The sequence below is a fragment of the Streptomyces sp. NPDC002935 genome, from assembly GCF_040611295.1.
Lineage (GTDB): Bacteria > Actinomycetota > Actinomycetes > Streptomycetales > Streptomycetaceae > Streptomyces.
In genome coordinates this window covers 146211-161895 of the sequence record NZ_JBEXNW010000005.1, presented here as the reverse complement: position 1 = coordinate 161895, position 15685 = coordinate 146211, and the positions used below count along the sequence as shown (strand labels likewise).

The following is a 15685-nucleotide window of genomic DNA, read 5'->3' as shown; positions in this document are numbered from 1 at the left end:
GGGTCTCACCGCCCGGCCAGCGTAACCCCGGGAAGTGGCCCTCGTGGGCCAAGTACAGCGTTCATGGCCTGGTCCTCGCCGACCGAGAAGGGCTACGAGGACGGCCCCGGTGAGACATCGCCGTTCATCCCCCGGGAGTGGTCGGAGGTCCACCTGGAGCCACCAGCGTTCTGGCCGGCAGACGGAAGGGCCCGCACCACGGGTGCGGGCCCTTCTTCGTGTCTCCGGCCGGACGGAGGTGAGTGTGCCGGCCGAAACCCGGGACCCTGCTGCGGATAGCCGATGGCCGCCGCCTCCCCGTCCGGTAGACATGCCTTGCTGTGGTGTCAGTCAGTCGACAAGGTAGTGGGCTTCGATGTAGGCGACGGTGGAGTCGTACGGTTCCCCCACCGGCTTCAGGGTGTACCGGCGGAAGACCGCGGCGGTGGCGCGGCGGACGCCTCGGTTGCGGGCGTCCGCGTTGTCCCAGGAGCCTGCGAGGGTGCGGGTGACCACCTGGTCGATCTCCTCGGCCAGGTTCTTCTCCGTGATGGTGAGGCCGGACGGTGCGTGGTCGTGGATGATCCGTGACAGGACGCCCACGTGGTCGTCGTCCAGCACGACGACGGCTTCTTCGGGGTGTTTCCCGGCGTCCACGACGGCGCGGGCGACCCGGAGCGCTTCGGACAGGAACTCCAGGGCGTCCTGGGCGTTCTGGATGATCCGGTCCCGCAGCTGCTTTATCCGCTCGGCGAGGGCGGTGTACTTCGCGGACCCCGGTTCGACGTCCTTGTCGAGGGCGGCCTTGATGTGGTCCAGGATCTCTGCCGCGGACGGCGGCGTCTTGTCCTGGCCGTCGTCCTTGCCGGGCTTGGGGCGGACGAGGGTCAGCAGCTCCTTGAGGATGGAGATGCCCTGGGCGTCGAGGACGAGGGCTTCCTCCTGGGAGGCGACCACGGAGAAGGAGTGGACGTGGGCGTTGATGATCTCCAGGACCATCGGCCCCAGTTCGTTGAGCCGTTCCTTGCGCTCCTCGTCGGAGGACTTCTTGAACAGGGTCGTGTACACGGACCCGAACAGAGCGAAGCCGTCGCGGTACTTGGTGACCCGCTTGTCGGTGCTGATGAGCGGATACAGGCGGGCCAGGAGCCGGTAGTCCCTTGTGAACACCTCGGCGGCGCCGGGGTGGGCGTCCAGGAAGGTGTTGATGGCGCGCACGGACTCATATCCGTGGACCGTGAGGTCCAGGCCGTCCACGTCCACGAGGAGGTCTTCGATGCGGGCGAAGACGGTGCGGAACTCGGCGACCAGCTCGGACACGTCGGTGACGAACCCGCCACCCTTGCCGCCAGCCTTCTCCGCGGTGGGGTCGGTGACGGCCCGCTGGACCTCTTCGGCCAGGCCGATGTAGTCCACGACCACGCCCTGCGTCTTCACGAACCCGGTCGGGGAGATCCAGGTGCGGTTCGGACGGGTGATCGTCTGGAACAGGGTGTGGGCCTTCAGCGGCTTGTCCAGGTAGAGGACGCCCTCGTTGGGGGCGTCGAACCCGGTCATCAGCTTCGCGGTCACCACCAGGAAGCACAGCGGGTCGTCCACGGTGAGGAACCGCCGCTTCTGCTCCTCCTCCTGGACTTCCGAGAGCTGGAACTTCCGCAGGGCGGGGTCTTCGTCCTTGGAGTCCGAGACGGAGATGTTCACCTCAGCGGTGATCTGGTCGTGCCTGCCGACCTCGGCGAGCACCTGGGAGGCCTCGAACCCGGCCAGCAGCTCGTTGATCTTGTCCGTGTACGCCACGGCCAGCTCACGGTTGAAGGCGACGACTTGGGCCTTGAGGCTGTTGCGGTACGCGCCAGCCAGGTAGTGGGCCACGATGTCCTGGCAGACCGCATGTATGCGGTCGGGATTGGAGAACACACTGGTCAGGCGCCCGAACTTGCGGGACAGGGCCTCACGGTCGGGCTCGTCGAGGTCGAAGGCGTCGGCGAACTGGTCGAACTCGTCCTGCAGTTCCCGGTCGTTCATCTCGAAGGAGACCGGGTGCGGGTCCAGCATCACCGGGACGGTCGCCTCGTCCAGCAGGGATCGGGACACCGAGTACCGGTGCAGCACCCGGCCGGGGTCACTCTCCTCACCGAAGAGGGCGAAGGTGTCGGTGGCCAGGTTGCGCACGGGAGTGCCGGTCATGCCGAAGAACTTCGCGTGCGGCAACGCCGCGCGCATCTGCCCGGCCAGGGACTTCGACCGGGCGGACTGGGTGCGGTGCGCCTCGTCGACCAGCACGATGATGTTGTCGCGGGTCGATACATTCTTGCCGGCGTCGGCGAATTTGTGGACGGTCGTGGAGATGACGCCGCGCACGTCGTCGGCCAGCAGGGCCCGCAGCTCGGCGCTGGTGGCGGGCTGGTGGAAGTAGGCGTCCCCCAGCGCGGAGGTGAACACCCCGGAGGTCTGCCGGACCAGCTGGGTGCGGTCGGAGAGCAGGATGATCGTGGGCGACTCGGTGCGGGTGTCGGCCAGCAGCAGCGAGGCGGCGAACACCATCAGCAGTGTCTTCCCCGACCCCTGGTGGTGCCAGATCAGGCCCTTTGACCCGCCCCCCAGCACCCGCTGGTGGATCAGGTGCGCGGCCTCCATCTGCGGGTAGCGGGGCAGGTACTTCTTGCCCACCCCGCCCCCGGAGGTGTCAAACAGGGCGAAGTTGGCGAGCATGTCTAGGACCGTGGCCGGGTTCAGCAGTAGCTCGACGGAGCGCTGCACGTCGGCCTGCCCGGACAGGTTCTCGTCATCCGCGGTGGACCGGAACGGCTGCCACAGGTTCGTCGGCGCGCCGACGGCACCGAACCGCAGCTTCAGCCCGTCGGAGGCGACGGCGAAGACATTGGGGGTGAAGAACCACGGGTACTCGGTGACGTACACATCGTTGATCTCGCGGGCGGCGTCCGCCCACCCGGACTTCGCGGTCGGCGACTTCACCTCCACCACGACCAGCGGCAGGCCGTTGACCCAGTACACCAAGTCGAACCGGCGGGAGGTCTTGCCGGGAACGGCGATGGTCACCTCGTCCGACACCACCAGCGTGTTGGCGGCCGGGTGCTCGAAGTCGATGACCTTCAGGGAATGCCACACGCCGTCGGCGTCCCGGAACTCCTTGCGCCCCCGCAGCAGGCGCAGCACCTGCTCGTTGGCCCGCACCAGCCCGCCCTCGACAGCGTTGACCGTGGCGACGATCTCCTCGGCCACCGCGTCCACATCAAACCCGCCGATCACTTCCGGGTTCAGCCGGACGAGGGCGTCTCGCAGCTGGCCGGCGAGCACCGTCTGCGTCGTCTCACGCGGCAGCGCCCTCCCCGCGGTGTAGCCCCAGCCCATGGGGAGGGACCACCGGATCATCAAGTTCTGGAACTCACGCTCCCGGATGCCCCTTGCCATGACTCAGACCCCCCAGCTCAGTCGACTAAATCTCGATGGTGCGGTCCAGCAGCCCCGACAGCAGCCGTGCTCGGACTTCACGGAGATGGGCGGCCTCCGCGCGGATCGCCTCCAGTGCAGACGTCGTTGCGTCAAGTTCCACAGCCATCTCGCGTTGGCGGGCGACTGACGGTAGACGTACGGCCATGCCCTTTGCCCGCTTGGCACTGATGTGCTTGATGTTGGTGCCACCCGCGACGTCAAGAAAGGCCCTCGACTCGTAGGCCCACATGCACCAGTGGAAGACGAATTCAGGGATGCAGATCCCTTCCCGCGCCCGGAGACGGAGCAGGGTCATCTGGGTGCAGACAGGCCCTGGCAGTTCGTCGCGCCACATGGCGGGCATCCCGACCGCGTTCGCGCTTGCGCTGCCCTCGGACACCACGACGTCGCCGTGCTGGAGGCCAAATTTCTTGCGTTCCGCCGGGTCGTAGTTCATCTCGAGCACGTCGGATAGGTCGAGCCTTCCGTAGCCGACGTTCGCGGAACGGAGGTAGGGCGTCATGTATGGGCCGGTCGCCCGGTCGGGTGTCCGGCGCACGCCGGTGGAGAAGTCGAAGGCGTACTCGGCTTTCACGGCTTGAACCGAGCCGTCGGTGATGAGGTCGGCTCGTCTGCGACGCAAAACCGCCGTCAGCGCCACAGCCTCGGCGTCGAGTGCGGTTATCTGGTCGTCAACCGCACCGATGACCTCGACGATCCGCTTCTGCACTGGCAACGGGGGCACGGTGACCCGAGCTTCGTACGCCCTGCTGCGCGACAGCCCGGGGACTCCGGTCTGGGTGGCAAGCTCCGTCAACTTTGCATTGACGAGTAGGTGGTAGGCGAACTCCATTCCCATCTCGGCGGGGTCTTTGATCGACACGTAGAAGGCGGTATCGATGGGCGAGAAGTCGCTCTCACTGAACGTGACGGTCCCCGATGAGCCGGTTCCCTTTCGCCCAACGACAACACCGGGCCCCTTCACCAGTGCCTGAGAGTGAAAGCCGACGATGCCGTTGCTGCCGTAGACGGGGAATCCTTGGCCGTTTCGAGCACTCTCGGGAAGCGGTTTGCCGTACTCGAGGGTCAGCAGTTCACCGATCGTCACCTGGCGCCAGTCACTCATCGAAGCCCTCGATCCCGGCGTCGGCGAGCACAGCGAGCATGCGAGCCTCGGTCTTCTGCCGTTCGGCGCGGGCGAAGTTGTAGGCGTCGATCAGGGTGCCGAGGTCTTCCTGCTCGGCGGCGGCCTGCTTGATGTACCGGCCAATGTTGAGGTCGTACCCGGCCTCCACGATCTCCGTGATGGGAACGAAGCGTGCGGACAGGCTGCCCTCACCGTCGGGGTCCACCGGGTTGCCGTCGGCGTCGAATTTCGAGTGGTAGGCGGTCACAACGTCGGCGATGTCGGCGTCGGTGAGGATGTTGCGATTCTTGGCCTTGGTGAACCGCTTGGAGGCGTCGATGAATAGCACGCCGCTCTGCCGCTCCGGGGCCTTGGTGCCGGGTACACGGAACACCAGGATCGCCGTGGGGATTGTGGTGCTGTAGAAGAGGTTGGCCGGCAGCCCGATCACGGCCTCCAGGAGGTCGTCGTCCAGGACGCGCTGGCGGATGGCTGCTTCCTGACCGCCGCGGAAGAGGACGCCGTGGGGTAGGACGACGCCGGCACGGCCCTTCTTCGGGCCCATGCTGGCGATCATGTGCTGCACAAACGCCCAGTCCGCTTGCGACTGCGGGGCGACCCCGCCGAGGGCGCGCGGGTCATTGGGCCAGGGCTTCCACTTCAGGCTGTAGGGGGGGTTGGCGACGATCACATCGAACTGCGCGACGGACCCGTCCGGCCTCTTGAAGCGCGGGTCCTTCAGGGTGTCGCCGACCTCGACCTGGAACTGGGTGAGGTTGTGCATGAAGAGGTTCATGCGGGCCACACCGGCGGTGTCCGGTACGGCTTCCTGCCCGTACAGGCTGAGGGTGTAGCCGCGGCCGCCGTGGGCCTTCAGGAGGTTCGCGGAGGCGATGAGCATGCCGCCCGACCCGCAGGTCGGGTCGTACACCGACTCGTGCCCCTTGGGGTCGAGGATCTCGACGAGCAGCTCGACGACCTCGCGCGGGGTGAAGAACTGGCCGGCGCGGGTGCCAGACCCGTCGGAGAACCGCTTCAGCAGGTACTCGTACGCCCCGCCGAGCACGTCGTGGGACATGTTGCCCTCGTGCATCTTCGGAGTGCGGTCCATCGCCTGCATGACCGCCGCCAACACCTCCCCCGACAGCACCTCTTCGGAGGTCCAGGTCATGGACCCGAACAGGCGGGAGAACTTGTCGGGATTGGCCGTCTCGATGGCCTGCAGGGAGGCGCGGACCCGCTGCCCGAGGCCGGGCTGGGTGATCGTCGCGAGGATGGACGACCAGGAGGCACGACGCTCGGCGACGGTGCCGGGGTAGATGAACGGGATTTCGAACGACTGGTAGTCGCGGTACTCGATCTCGCGGGCTTCCTCCGCAGAGAGGCCGTCCAGGTCGTTCTCGTCCAGGAACTCCTGGTGGTGGTGCTCCCAGGTGTCCGACAGGTACTTCCAGAACATCAGCGGGAAGACGACCGAGGAGTACTGCGCTTCGGGCATCGCCACGCGCAGCTCGTCGGCGGCGTCCCAGAGTCGGTTCTCGATCTCCTGCTGGGTAACTGCCATCAGTCGGGGATGTCCTTGCTCGTCAAGGGGCGGCGACCCGAGGCCGTCGCATTCCAGCTCGTCACCCTAATTCGGGCGTGCCTGCACGTACAGGACGGGGTTGTTTTCGGCCTCGGATAACAACAAGTAGTCATCAACGACAAGCGGTGAAGCCAGCAGTACCGCAGGTCTGAGCGCGTGGCGGGCGAGAACACGCTTCCGCCCCGCTTCGGTTTCGAAACGGGGGCGGTAGTCGTTCGACGGTTACCAGCCTCGTGCGCGCCACTCCGCGAGGTGAGGTCGCTCCGTGCCGAGGGTGGTGTCGTTACCGTGGCCGGGGTAGACCCACGTCTCGTCGGGCAGGACGTCGAATACCTTGGCCTCCAGGCCGTCCATCAGGGAGTTGAACTCCTCCGGCTGTGTTGTCCGGCCAGGGCCCCCCGGGAAGAGGCAGTCGCCCGTGAACACGTGAGGGTGACCGTGCGGGTCGTCGTAGACGAGGGCGATCGAGCCCGGCGTGTGCCCGACCAGGTGGCGCGCGGTGAGTTCCACGTTTCCCACCCTGACCGTGTCGCCGTCCTCGAGGAGAACGGCGGTCGGCACCGGGATGCCGTCGGCGTCCTCCCGGCCCGCGTACGTACGCGCGCCCGTGGCCGCCACGACCTCGGCGAGCGCCTGCCAGTGGTCCCCGTGCTGATGGGTGGTCACGACGGACGCGATGCCGTCGTCACCGATCAGGGTGAGCAGCGTCGAGGCGTCGTTCGCCGCGTCGATCAGCAACTGCTCGTCGGTGGCCCGGCAGCGCAGCAGATAGGCGTTGTTGTCCATCGGACCGACCGCGACCTTGGAGATCATCAGGTCCTGCAGCTCGTGCACATCGGCAGGGCCGCCGACCTTCACCGCTCCGCTGTACGTCATGACGGCAGCCTATAGCGGAGGGAGGGCCGGAAGCGTTCCGCCGACGACCTTCAGGCCGGTGCCGTCGCGGCGTCCGCACAGCCAGCCGAGCAGATCGGCCGCCGAGCCCTGGACCGCGATCGGTCCGCCCTCGGCGCCCCCGCCCGTCGTCCACACCTGGCCGTCACCGGCGTCCAGCCCTGTGGACGGCACGTCCTTGTGGCCGCCGAACCGCTCCGCGAGGAAGTCGATCTCCCGCGTCACGAACTCCTCCGGCAGATCCTCCAGCTCGTATCCGATTCCCAGATCCACGTGGTGCAGGTCGACCTCGACCCACCGCCGGAACGGCACACGGGCCGCGGAGTCCGTGACCCCGTTGCGCAGCTCCACCGTGCGGGACCAGTCCGCGGGAGCGGCTCCCGTCCCCCCGAAGCGGGCCGCGCTCTCGCGCAGGTCCGCCAGCTGCGCGTCCAGGGGGCGTGGCGCGTCCCGCTCGATGTCGGCGTCCCGGGTGGTCGCGGAGGCGTACATGGGACGCCCCTCCAGGACGTTCACGAGGGCGTCCGCGTTGCGGGCCAGGTGGGCGAGCACATGCCCACGGCTCCAGCCGGGAAGCCGTGACGGCTCGGCCACGGCGGCGTTGTCCAGTTCGGCGACTGCGGTGAGCAGTCGTTCCGTCGCGTCACGTACAGACGCGAGGTCGCGCACATGATCAATCATGCGGCCGACTCTAGCCCCGCCACACGATCGGGTGAAGGTGGTCGACCTCCCCCGCAAATCGAATGCACGTGCTATACGCTCGTTGGTGGCGTCGGGCATGCTGGATGGTCCGGGATTGTTGTGAACCAGGGAAAGCACCCGGCGCTGTCAGTGGCTCCCCCTAGTCTGAGAAAGACGGGGGCCTGCGGCCCCTGTCACTTCTCTCAAGAAAGGTGCGGACCGGCGTGGCCGACCGTCTCATCGTCCGTGGAGCGCGCGAGCACAACCTGAAGAATGTCTCGCTCGACCTCCCGCGCGACTCGCTCATCGTCTTCACGGGCTTGTCGGGGTCGGGCAAGTCCTCCCTCGCCTTCGACACGATCTTCGCCGAGGGCCAGCGGCGCTACGTGGAGTCCCTGTCCTCGTACGCCCGGCAGTTCCTCGGCCAGATGGACAAGCCGGACGTGGACTTCATCGAAGGTCTCTCCCCGGCCGTCTCCATCGACCAGAAGTCGACCTCGCGCAACCCGCGCTCGACGGTCGGCACCATCACCGAGGTCTACGACTACCTGCGGCTGCTCTTCGCGCGGATCGGCAAGCCGCACTGTCCCGAGTGCCGGCGGCCCATCTCCCGCCAGTCGCCGCAGGCCATCGTCGACAAGGTCCTGGAGCTGCCGGAGGGGAGCCGCTTCCAGGTCCTGTCGCCGCTGGTGCGCGAGCGAAAGGGTGAGTTCGTCGACCTCTTCGCCGATCTCCAGACCAAGGGGTACAGCCGTGCCCGGGTCGACGGCGAGACGATCCAGCTCACCGAGCCGCCGACGCTGAAGAAGCAGGAGAAGCACACCATCGAGGTGGTCATCGACCGCCTCACGGTGAAGGACTCCGCCAAGCGCCGCCTCACCGACTCCGTGGAGACCGCGCTCGGTCTCTCCGGCGGCATGGTCGTGCTCGACTTCGTCGACCTCCCCGAGGACGACCCCGAGCGCGAGCGCATGTACTCGGAGCACCTGTACTGCCCGTACGACGATCTGTCCTTCGAGGAGCTGGAGCCCCGCTCCTTCTCGTTCAACTCGCCCTTCGGCGCCTGCCCCGAGTGCACCGGTATCGGTACGCGCATGGAGGTGGACCCCGAGCTGATCGTCCCGGACGAGGAGAAGTCCCTCGACGAGGGCGCCATCCACGCCTGGTCGCACGGCCACACCAAGGACTACTTCGGCCGTCTGATCGGCGCCCTCGCGGAGGCGTTGGGGTTCCGGACGGACATCCCCTTCGCCGGCCTGCCGCAGCGCGCCAGGAAGGCCCTGCTCTACGGCCACAAGACGCAGATCGAGGTCCGCTACCGCAACCGGTACGGCCGGGAGCGGGTGTACACCACGCCCTTCGAAGGGGCCGTCCCCTTCGTCAAGCGCAGGCACAGCGAGTCCGAGAGCGACGCCAGCCGTGAGCGCTTCGAGGGCTACATGCGCGAGGTGCCCTGCCCCACCTGTCAGGGCACGCGCCTCAAGCCGCTCGTCCTCGCGGTCACCGTCATGGAGAAGTCGATCGCCGAGGTCGCCGCCATGTCCATCAGCGACTGCGCGGACTTCCTGGGGAAGCTGAAGCTCAACGCGCGCGACAAGAAGATCGCCGAGCGCGTCCTGAAGGAGGTCAACGAACGGCTGCGCTTCCTGGTCGACGTCGGCCTCGACTACCTGTCGCTGAACCGCGCGGCCGGCACCCTCTCCGGCGGCGAGGCCCAGCGCATCCGCCTCGCCACCCAGATCGGCTCCGGACTCGTCGGCGTCCTCTACGTCCTCGACGAGCCCTCCATCGGGCTGCACCAGCGTGACAACCACCGGCTGATCGAGACCCTCGTCCGCCTGCGCGACATGGGCAACACGCTCATCGTCGTCGAGCACGACGAGGACACCATCAAGGTCGCCGACTGGGTCGTCGACATCGGCCCCGGCGCGGGCGAGCACGGCGGCAAGGTCGTGCACAGCGGCCCCTTGAAGGAGCTGCTCGCCAACACCGAGTCGATCACCGGCCAGTACCTGTCGCGCAAGAGGCAGATCCCGACCCCGGACATCCGCCGCCCCGCCGACCCGGGCCGCAGGCTCACGGTGCACGGCGCCCGCGAGAACAACCTCCGGGACATCGACGTGTCCTTCCCGCTGGGCGTCCTCACCGCCGTCACCGGCGTATCGGGTTCCGGCAAGTCGACGCTGGTCAACGACATCCTGTACACCCACCTGGCCCGCGAACTGAACGGCGCGAGGAACGTACCGGGGCGCCACACGCGCGTGGAGGGCGACGACCTCGTCGACAAGGTCGTCCACGTCGACCAGTCGCCCATCGGCCGTACGCCGCGGTCGAACCCGGCGACGTACACCGGAGTCTTCGACCACGTCCGCAAGCTGTTCGCCGAGACCACCGAGGCGAAGGTGCGGGGCTATCTGCCCGGCCGCTTCTCCTTCAACGTCAAGGGCGGCCGCTGCGAGAACTGCTCCGGCGACGGCACCATCAAGATCGAGATGAACTTCCTGCCGGACGTGTACGTCCCCTGCGAGGTCTGCCACGGGGCGCGCTACAACCGGGAGACCCTGGAGGTCCACTACAAGGGCAAGTCCATCTCCGAGGTCCTGGACATGCCGATCGAGGAGGCGCTCGGCTTCTTCGAGGCCGTGCCGGCGATCGCCCGCCACCTCAGGACACTCAACGACGTCGGCCTCGGCTACGTCCGGCTCGGCCAGTCCGCGCCGACGCTGTCCGGCGGTGAGGCACAGCGCGTCAAGCTCGCGAGCGAGCTCCAGAAGCGCTCCACCGGCCGCACCGTGTACGTGCTCGACGAGCCGACCACCGGTCTGCACTTCGAGGACATCAGCAAGCTCATCACGGTGCTGTCCGGTCTGGTCGACAAGGGCAACACGGTCATCGTCATCGAGCACAACCTCGATGTCATCAAGACCGCGGACTGGGTGATCGACATGGGTCCCGAGGGCGGCAACGGCGGTGGTCTCGTGATCGCCGAGGGCACGCCGGAGGAGGTCGCCGGTGTTCCGGCCAGCCACACCGGCAAGTTCCTGCGCGACATCCTCGGCGCCGACCGGATCAGCGACGCCGCGCCCGTGAAGGCGCCTCGCAGGACGGCCGCCAAGAAGACGGTCGCGGCCGCCGGGACGGCGGCGAAGAAGACGGCCACGAAGACCGTCAACAGCACGGCCACGAAGAAGGCGGCGGCGAAGAAGACCGCCACGAAGTCGACGGCCGCCCAGGCGACCCCCGCGAAGAAGACCACGCGGGCTCGCAAGGCCTGACCCGACCGGCCAGGGCCGACAAGCCGCCCATGGCGCTCCACCGGACGGCGCCCCGCGGGAACTCCCCGCGGGGCGCCGTCCGGTGCGAAGGCGGCAGCCCGGCCGGCGCGGTTCAAGGAACCGGGGACGCCGGCCGGGCGTTCCTACAGTTCGCCGAGTTCGCCGAGTTCGCCGAGTTCGCCGAGTTCGCCGAGTTCGCCGAGTTCGGAGGCGTACGGCGGTTCGGCTCCGGCGCGGGAGCAGGTGATCGCCGCCGCGCGGGCCGCGAAGCGCAGGAGCTCGGTCCAGCCCCGGGGGCCCAGTTCCGCCAGTGCGGCCGGGGACAGGGCGTTCCGGGCCGCCAGGCCGTGCAGCAGGGCCGCGTTCACGGTGTCGCCTGCGCCGATGGTGTCCACGACGTCGACCGGTTCGCCGGGCACGGAGTGGACCGAGCCGTCCCGGGTGAACGCGGTGAGACCGTCGCCGCCCTGGGTGATCACCACGGCCTCGGGGCCGGTGGCCAGCCACTCGCGCGGGGTGCCGCCGAGCCACCGGGCGTCCTCCTCGGACAGCTTGAGCAGGGACACCGACGGCAGCCAGCTCTTGAACCGGGCGCGGTAGGCGTCCGGGTCGGGGATCAGACCGGCACGGACGTTCGGGTCGAGCGCTGTGAAGACGCCCTGCGCGGCCGCGGTCCGCATCAGCTCCTCGTACGCGCTCGCGCCCGGTTCCAGCACGAGCGAACAGGTACCGAAGGACACCGCCCGCGCCGCGTCGGGGAGCCGGTCCGGAGCCGAGAAGAGGCGGTCCGCCGTGCCCTCGACGTAGAAGGAGTACGCGGCCGAGCCGTCGGTGCCGATCGTGGCGACGGCCAGGGTCGTCGGTTCGCCGCCGCGCTGCACGGACGACACATCGACGCCCGCGTCGCCCAGCCCGCCCAGGAGGGCCTCACCGAACGCGTCGTGTGAGACGCGGGAGCAGAAGGCGGTGGGGGAGCCGAGGCGGCCGAGCGCCACCGCCGTGTTGTAGGGACCGCCTCCGAGACGAGGCAGCAGGCCCGCCAGGGCCCCCGCTCCCTGCGGCACCAGATCGATCAGGGCCTCACCGGCGACGACGATCACGACTCGGGTCCTTTCCTCGGTGCCTCGGGGCTTTCGGGGCGTACGTGGTTCTCGGGGCAGCCGCACGAGGTGCGGTGGACGAAGGCGGAGGGCAGCCGGACGGTGCGGCTCTCCAGATGCGGCGACGCCAGCCGTTCGAGGAGCATCCGGACGGCCCTCGCGCCGATCTCCTTGCTGGGCTGGGCGATCACGGTGAGCCGCGGGGAGAACAGATCCCCCCAGGAGAAGTCGTCGAAGCAGCACAGCGCCAGGTCGTCCGGCACGGAGAGGCCCCGTTCACGCAGGGCCCGGAGCACGCCGATCGTCATGGCGTTGTTGGCGGTGACGAGTGCGCTGGGCGGCGCCCCGAGGGACAGCAACCGGTGAGCGGCCCCCTCGGCCGTCCCCGCCCGGGAGTCGCCGTGCGCCACGAGCCGTTCCTCGTAGGGGAGTCCGGCGCGCGCGAGGCCGTGCCGGTAGCCGGTCGTCCGCTCGGTCGTGGTGCTGAGTCCGGGCAGGCCCGCGACCAGTCCGATACTCCGGTGTCCTCGTTCGGCGAGGTGAGCGACCAGGCTCGCCATGGGGCCGGTGTTCTCGGCGCAGACCTGGTCGTGGCGGAAGCCGCCCTCGGCGGGAGGGTCCACGAGCCGGTCCAGGAAGACGGTGGGCACGTCGTGCTGTCCGAGGTAGTGCAGGAGCGCGTCCGGGGTCGCCGACGGCGCGATGATCATTCCGTCCACGCGTCGCTCGTGCAGCAGCTGGACGACGGTGCGCTCGTGTTCCGGGTCGTCGTGCGGATCGGCGATCAGCAGGCCGTAGCCGTGTTCCAGGGCTCTGGCCTCGACGCCCTGGAGGATCTCCGTGAAGTACGGGTTGCTGATCGCCGACACCGCGAGCCCGATGGACCGCGTACGTGAGGTGACGAGCGAACGGGCGAGGGTGTTGGGCGTGTAGTCCAGCTCGTCGATCGCGTCGAGCACGGCCTGGCGTGTCCGGGGCGCCACCGGACGTGTGGCGTTGAGGACGTGCGAGACGGTCGCGATGGACACACCCGCCCGCCGGGCCACATCGACCATCGTCGCCATGGCGCTCCCTCCCCTGGATCTCGGGCGCTCACCCGTGAGCGCGACCCGGTCGTCCGCCCGCGAACGTATCCCATCCCACCGGCTGACGTAAACGCTTACGCACGCGATGCGTAAGCGTTTACGTCGGCTGTCCCCTGGGGTCCACCCCGTATCGAACGGGACGATCTGTACCGGTATCGTCGATACGCGACCCCCCTCGTCGCGCCCAGCGGAGTGTCCGCGAAGCCGCCCTCGACCAGTGGAGATGCCATGTCCGGCCGTCCGTCCGCGAGCCGCCGTACCGTCCTGCGGGGAGCGGCTCTCACCCCGCTCGCCGGGCTCGGCCTCGCCGCGTGCTCCGGTGGCAGCGGCGGCGGAGCGCCCGCGACGCCGACCGCTCCCGTCGTCCTCGGAGCGGAGAGCGAGGTCGCCAAGGGCGGTGCGCAGCTGTACGAGGACGAGAACGTCGTGGTCAGCCGCGCGGAGAACGGTTCGCTCAAGGCGTTCAGCTCGATCTGCACCCATGCCGGGTGCGCCATCAACAAGCTGGAGGGCATGGCGCTCGTGTGCCCGTGCCACGGCAGTGAGTTCGACGCCGCGACGGGCAAGGTGCTGCGGGCGCCGGCCACCGTGCCGCTCCACGAACTGTCCGTCGAGGCGAAGGACGGGAAGATCGTCGCCGGACCGGGCGCCTGACCCGAAGCACCGGCCGAAAGCACCGGCCGGAGCGAACCGGGGGCCGTACCCGAACGGGCGGTCACGAACGGGCGGTCACGAACCGCCGGTCACTCCCAGTCCCATCCGATCCCCACGATTCCCGACCGCACGCGCTGCTCGACCAGGTGCACCGAGCGGTGGCTGCCGCTCAGCGTCAGCTCCTGGCGGCCGCTGCGCGGCGCGGCCGCCGAGTGCTGGGTGAAGCGGTGGCAGCGCACGGGCAGCGCGTCCTCGGTGAAGTGCACCTGGAGCGCGTACTGTCCGCCGGCGAAACCGAACCCGCGGACGTACTCGCTGGACATCCCGGCCGTACCGTCCTCGAAGGCGTAGCGGAAGAGGAACGTATCGCCTGCCCGCAGCCGGGTGTCGAAGAGCAGCTCGGCGACGAGTACGCCCGTGTCGCGGTGCCAGCGCACCCGGCCCGTCCGGCAGTTCTCCAGAGCCCGGACCGCTGTCCGCTCCGGTGCGCAGCCGGGGTCGCCGTGGTGGATCGCCATATAGCGGTCCACACCGTCCTTGTGGGCGCGCACTATGTGGTGCGACTCGCGGCCCAGCAGTTCGCGATGGGCGCCGATGCGGACCCGCTCGTGATGGCCGATGGTGTGCAGACCGCCGTCGACCGGTGATTCCAGCTCGGCCAGCAGCCGTTCCAGCACTCCGGAGGCCTCCACCAGGGAGCGGTACGAGCGGCCCGTCGGACGCTCCGGATCCGAGCGCTCGTCGGCCTTGGCCAACAGTCTGATCAAGGACTCGTCGGGCAGCTGGAGTATCTCCTCCAGGGCGCGGACGGCCCGCAGCGACTCGGGACGCTGGGGGCGCCGGGCGCCCTGCTGCCAGTAGCTCAGACTCGTCACCCCGACCTTGACGCCGTACCGCGACAGATGGTGCTGGACGCGTTGCAGCGGCAGCCCGCGGGCGGTGATCGCGGCGCGCAGCGCGACATGGAAGGGGCCGCCCCGCAGGGCCGTTTCCAGTTCCGCCGTGGCGACGTCCGCGTGCTGTGTGCCGTGCCGCATGCAGGGGGCCTTTCTGTGGAGGTTCACTACGGCTGGTCAGGCCGTTCGTGTGGGTCGCCGGGGCCGCCGGGTGAGCGCGCGGGGGCTGTTCACACGCGGGTTTCGCCGTTCACGCCCCGAGTTCCCCCGCATTGAAGCGTGTTGACCAAGTCCCGACAACACCTGATGCTCAACATGCTCGGCAGCAGCCCGGACGTGCTCCTTCCCTCCTCGACCCCCACTCGGGAGCAAACGCGATGCACCACAGACGACGACTTGTCGCCCTCACCGTGATTCTGGCCGCACTGGGCGCCGCCCCCGCGACCGCGGCGGCCGGGCGCGCGGACCACCGTCCCGGTACGCCGGCGCACGCGGACAGACGTCAGGACTCCGCGTCCACGTGGCTCACCGCGGCGGCCGGAGACGGCACACCGTGGGTCGAGCGCGGAGACTACGCGGACGGCCGGGGCCCGGGCGAGGACAAGGGACCAGGGCCCGGAAAGGGTCGTAAGGGCGGTGCCGACCGGACCGACCCCTTCGTCCTGGTGGCATCGGCGACGGCCGGCGCGGGAGCCCTCGTCGCGCTCGTCCTCAGTGTTGCGCGGGCCCTGCGCCGACGCCGCGGCTGACATCACGGGACCCGAGAAGGAGCGCGGCCGGAGCATCCCGGACAGATCTCGGCCGGAGCATTTCGGACAGATTCCGCCCCCAGGAGGGCGGCGACAGTCGCCCCCGCTTTCCGGCGGGCCGGCGTTCCGCTGGTCGCAAGGGCACCGTCCCCGGAGTTTGTCCACAGGCGGGCCGGGAGCCGACCGCGCTGTCGGCCCACGCCAGTAG

General features: G+C 69.0%; 11 protein-coding genes. 3 read left to right on the top strand and 8 right to left on the bottom strand.

The window, feature by feature from the left end; all coding sequences use genetic code 11:
* Positions 1–330: 330 nt before the first annotated feature.
* The 5 genes from ABZX90_RS08385 to ABZX90_RS08365 all read right to left on the bottom strand — a co-directional run bounded on the left by ABZX90_RS08385 (position 331) and on the right by ABZX90_RS08365 (position 7718).
* The gene (locus ABZX90_RS08385) at positions 331–3411 is read right to left on the bottom strand and encodes an HsdR family type I site-specific deoxyribonuclease (protein WP_355202593.1); all 3081 of its coding nucleotides are present in this window, start codon (positions 3409–3411) and stop codon (positions 331–333) included.
* Between the two features lie 25 nt (positions 3412–3436).
* A complete protein-coding gene (locus ABZX90_RS08380) occupies positions 3437–4558 on the bottom strand; it encodes a restriction endonuclease subunit S (protein ID WP_355202590.1) in 1122 nt (373 codons plus the stop codon).
* On the bottom strand, positions 4551–6122 hold the full coding sequence (locus tag ABZX90_RS08375; RefSeq protein ID WP_355202587.1) for a class I SAM-dependent DNA methyltransferase: 1572 nt from the start codon (positions 6120–6122) through the stop codon (positions 4551–4553). Before ABZX90_RS08375 ends, ABZX90_RS08380 begins: the two co-directional genes overlap by 8 nt.
* Positions 6123–6365: 243 nt before the next feature.
* Positions 6366–7019 carry an MBL fold metallo-hydrolase gene (locus ABZX90_RS08370; RefSeq protein WP_355202584.1) on the bottom strand — a complete coding sequence of 218 codons (654 nt, stop codon included), beginning with the start codon at positions 7017–7019 and terminating at the stop codon, positions 6366–6368.
* A 9-nt stretch (positions 7020–7028) separates the two neighbouring features.
* Positions 7029–7718, bottom strand: coding sequence for a maleylpyruvate isomerase family mycothiol-dependent enzyme (locus tag ABZX90_RS08365; RefSeq protein ID WP_351131794.1), 690 nt, complete (start codon positions 7716–7718; stop codon positions 7029–7031).
* Positions 7719–7942: 224 nt separating this feature from the next.
* Between ABZX90_RS08365 and uvrA the strand changes: the two genes are divergently transcribed.
* Complete coding sequence (gene uvrA, locus ABZX90_RS08360; RefSeq protein ID WP_355202581.1) at positions 7943–10993, top strand: excinuclease ABC subunit UvrA; 3051 nt, start codon at positions 7943–7945, stop codon at positions 10991–10993.
* A gap of 143 nt (positions 10994–11136) precedes the next feature.
* Here uvrA and ABZX90_RS08355 read toward each other — a convergent pair whose 3' ends face one another.
* Together ABZX90_RS08355 and ABZX90_RS08350 are read right to left on the bottom strand one after the other, a co-directional pair.
* Positions 11137–12093, bottom strand: a complete 957-nt coding sequence (locus tag ABZX90_RS08355; protein ID WP_355202578.1) for a carbohydrate kinase — start codon at positions 12091–12093, stop codon at positions 11137–11139.
* A complete protein-coding gene (locus tag ABZX90_RS08350) occupies positions 12090–13157 on the bottom strand; it encodes a LacI family DNA-binding transcriptional regulator (RefSeq protein ID WP_355202575.1) in 1068 nt (355 codons plus the stop codon). The genes ABZX90_RS08355 and ABZX90_RS08350 overlap by 4 nt, the downstream gene beginning before the upstream one ends.
* Before the next feature lie 249 nt (positions 13158–13406).
* On the opposite strand from ABZX90_RS08350, the gene ABZX90_RS08345 reads away from it, so the two are divergent.
* Positions 13407–13832 carry a Rieske (2Fe-2S) protein gene (locus tag ABZX90_RS08345; protein ID WP_355202572.1) on the top strand — a complete coding sequence of 142 codons (426 nt, stop codon included), beginning with the start codon at positions 13407–13409 and terminating at the stop codon, positions 13830–13832.
* A gap of 89 nt (positions 13833–13921) precedes the next feature.
* Here ABZX90_RS08345 and ABZX90_RS08340 read toward each other — a convergent pair whose 3' ends face one another.
* Positions 13922–14869, bottom strand: coding sequence for a hypothetical protein (locus ABZX90_RS08340; RefSeq protein ID WP_351131789.1), 948 nt, complete (start codon positions 14867–14869; stop codon positions 13922–13924).
* Positions 14870–15105: 236 nt separating this feature from the next.
* Here ABZX90_RS08340 and ABZX90_RS08335 point away from each other — a divergent pair, with 236 nt between their 5' ends.
* Positions 15106–15477, top strand: a complete 372-nt coding sequence (locus ABZX90_RS08335; protein ID WP_351131788.1) for a hypothetical protein — start codon at positions 15106–15108, stop codon at positions 15475–15477.
* The last annotated feature ends 208 nt before the right edge of the window (positions 15478–15685 follow it).